The organism is Chitinophaga sp. (assembly GCF_035564935.1).
Lineage (GTDB): Bacteria > Bacteroidota > Bacteroidia > Chitinophagales > Chitinophagaceae > Chitinophaga.
This window is the reverse complement of sequence record NZ_DATMTE010000073.1, coordinates 1-3,212: the sequence shown is the minus strand read 5'-3', so window position 1 is coordinate 3,212 and position 3,212 is coordinate 1. Positions and strand designations below refer to the sequence as shown.

Sequence of the window (3,212 nt, the reverse complement as noted above, 5' to 3'; positions counted from 1 at the left end):
CGGGGGCGCGGTTAATTTGCGAAATATTATAGAATACCTGGTAGTTCATGATGTTAATCTGAAAGAACACCATGGTAGCAGCCCCATCTACAGATTCCTTCAGGCTGGCTGATAATATATGCTACGGCATTACCAACACAGCAGCGCCCCTGATTTTCCCGGCCCGCAGGTTCTCCAACGCCTCATTAGCCTGGTGTAAGGGAAAAAGTTGGGTGGATGTGGTAACCGGCACCTGCGGCGCTATTTTAAAAAAAAGCGCCGCATCGTCGCGTGTGAGGTTTGCTACTGACTTCACAGTTCTTTCTTCCCAGAGCATGCTGTAGGGAAAACCAGGGATGCGGCTCATATGAATTCCACCACATACTACAATTCCTCCTTTGTCAAGATGAGATAATGCCAATGGTACCAGGCTTCCATCCGGTGCAAAAATAATAGCTGCATCCAGTTTTACGGGTGGGGCTTCCAGTGAACTGCCGGCCCATATGGCGCCCATTTCCAGTGCAAATTGCTGACCGGCGCCATCATCCGGTTTAGTAAAGGCATAGATAGATTTATATTGAAAATTTGCGACCTGGGTGAGGATATGGGCTGCGGCGCCAAAACCATAAATACCAATATGCTGTGCATGTTCATTCACCATGCGCCAGGAACGGAAACCAATTAACCCGGCGCACAACATGGGCGCTCCGGACGCGTTGCTGTAAATTACGGGCATTCGAACACAAAATGCTTCCCAGGCAACAGTATACTCTGCATAGCCCCCATTTACGGAATATCCCGTAAACAACGCGTTTTCACATAAATTTTCCTGTCCCTGTGCACAATATTTACAATGCCCGCATGCGTATGCCAGCCAGGGTACCCCTACTTTGTCGCCCTGCCGCAGCAACGTGACACCATCTCCGAGCGCTACTACCTCTCCTACTATTTCATGACCGGGAATGATGGGTGACACTATTGTGGGCAAATCCCCGTCAAGTATGTGCAGATCCGTTCGGCAAACCCCGCAGGCAGCCACTTTTATTAACACCTGCCCGGCAGCTGGCGCCGGCACAGGAAGCGTTTTAAGCTGAAGTAAGGCGCCCGGCTTTTCCAGTACCATTGCCTGCATACTTACGGTAGTCATTATAATAACTTTTTTGATTAAAGAATGGGAATCAGTTTTCTCCTACCTCAGGAACCAGATTAATGCGGCTGCTGTTACGGTCATTATTATTAACGTTATAATACCTAAAAGGTTAGAGAGCCATGAATTGGTATTCTCCTTCATTATTTTTCTATTGTTCCCAATATGTAAAATAACAGCAATTAAAACAGGCGCCGTTAAACCATAGGCAATAGCCGTGTACAATAATGCCTTGAGGGGACTTACAGATAAAAACTGGAGCAGCAAACCTGTCAGCAGCGAAATAATGATAGAGATATAAAATGGTTTTGCCTGAGCAAATTTTTTATCCAGTCCTTCTGCCCATCCAAGTGTTTCCGCCAACATATACGACTGGGCTCCGGCCAGCACCGGAATTGCCAGTAACCCTGTTCCAAGCACTCCCGAGGCAAAGATCAGGTAAGTAAGTTTACCTGCCAGTGGCTGAAGCGCTATTGCGGCCTGATCTACGGTATCAATCTGCCGGATGCCTGCCGGATAAAGTACAGTGCCGGTAGTAAGAATAATAAAAAACATCACAATATTGGAAAAAAGCATGCCGGTATTTACATCCATCTTCATGTTATTTAATATCGTCTTATCTACCACAATTATATTGTTATGCAGCCTGTCTTCCGCCTCCATATTGGCTTGCCAGTAAAAAAGATAAGGAGATATAGTAGTTCCCAGTATAGCTACGATAATAGAAAGAAATTCTTTATCATAATGTATGACTGGAACGAATGTATCTTTTGCGATCTGTTTCCAGTTTTGATCCACCATAAAAGGAACCAGGATATATAATAACAGGGAAATACAAAGCCACTTCAGGATCATTGCAATTTTCTGATAGGGATAACGTATAATAACCACCATCAGCAAAAATGTAAGTCCCACACAAAATACAGGCACGGGCACAACGGGCCATATCATATGGCAAACTGCCCCCATGGCTTGGATATTGGCTCCGATATTCAAGGTGATAGCCGGGAAACTAAAAAGCAGCATACCATACAGAATCGGTTTTGGATAATACTGCCTGAGCGTAGCTGTAAGCCCCTGAGAAGTTACAAGCCCTATTCTGGCGCACATCCCCTGTATGGCCGCCATCATAGGAAAAGTAAGCAGGGCCGTCCATAAGGTGGAAAGCCCTGTGCTGGCGCCGGCCTGGGAGTAGGTAGCAATTCCTGAGGGATCATCGTCACTGGCGCCGGTAATAAGACCGGGGCCTAATCTTTTAAATGCTCTACTGATTCCGCTTGCTTTCATTTCGTAGTACCCGCGGTCAAAGACTGTTTCCTGCAAATTTCTTCAAAAAGCACCAGCGCATCTGCCTTTTTACATAAAGCAGTACCCGGGCTTAATGTGGCGGCGGTGCCACAGGCAACTCCGAACCGGACCGCCTCAAGAATATCCTTCCCGGCATTCAGGCTGTAAACAATACCAGCCAACATGCTATCGCCCGCGCCCACTGTGCTTACCCTGCGAACCACGGGCGCCGGGATCTTTACTGATAAACCGGCTGTTACCAGCATTGCTCCGGCTTCTCCCATCGATACTACCACTACCTGGCTCCGGTGGCTGCTGATGATTTTTTTAGCTGCATCAGCAATTTCGTTGGTACTTAGCGTACTTGCTCCTACAAAGCTGGCTAACTCCCTGACATTAGGCTTTATAAGATATGCGCCTTCCCTCAGTGCTTCCTTTAGTGCCTGTCCTGAAGTATCAACAATGAAGCGGGCTCCTTTAATGGCTGCTATAGCACTGAAAGAGGCAAATATATCAGGTGGTATTCCGGGAGATAAACTGCCGCTGGCAACAAGATAATCTATCCCCTCCGTTTGGCGGATTATTTCCAGCAGGTGCTGCCACTCATAGGTATCAACTGCCGGCCCCGGCATGTTCAGGCGGTACTGTGCGCCGCTGCTGCTATCCGTAATGATCAGGTTCTCCCTGGTATGACCGGCAATGGGAACAAGCGTCCCCGGAACCCCTTCCGCGCGTAGCAGCGATTCAAAAAATTTACCGCTATGCCCACCTCCGAGATATAGCGCATCCGCTTCTCCCC

3 protein-coding genes are annotated in these 3,212 nt (G+C 47.7%); all 3 read right to left on the bottom strand.

Annotated features, from left to right (window positions below; all coding sequences use genetic code 11):
* Window positions 1–121: 121 nt before the first annotated feature.
* A complete protein-coding gene (locus VN105_RS02010) occupies window positions 122–1,126 on the bottom strand; it encodes a zinc-dependent alcohol dehydrogenase family protein (RefSeq protein WP_325637415.1) in 1,005 nt (334 codons plus the stop codon).
* Window positions 1,127–1,168: 42 nt separating this feature from the next.
* Entirely contained in the window at window positions 1,169–2,413 is a 1,245-nt protein-coding gene (locus VN105_RS02005) for a divalent metal cation transporter (protein WP_325637414.1), read from the bottom strand.
* Window positions 2,410–3,212 (bottom strand): 1-phosphofructokinase family hexose kinase (locus VN105_RS02000; protein ID WP_325637413.1); only part of this gene is annotated, 803 nt, incomplete at its 5' end. The genes VN105_RS02000 and VN105_RS02005, both read right to left, overlap by 4 nt.

Coding starts and splice junctions, on each gene's coding strand:
- VN105_RS02010 (WP_325637415.1), bottom strand. CDS start 1,126: ATGACTACCGTAAGTATGCAGGCAATGGTACTGGAAAAGCCGGGCGCC.
- VN105_RS02005 (WP_325637414.1), bottom strand. CDS start 2,413: ATGAAAGCAAGCGGAATCAGTAGAGCATTTAAAAGATTAGGCCCCGGT.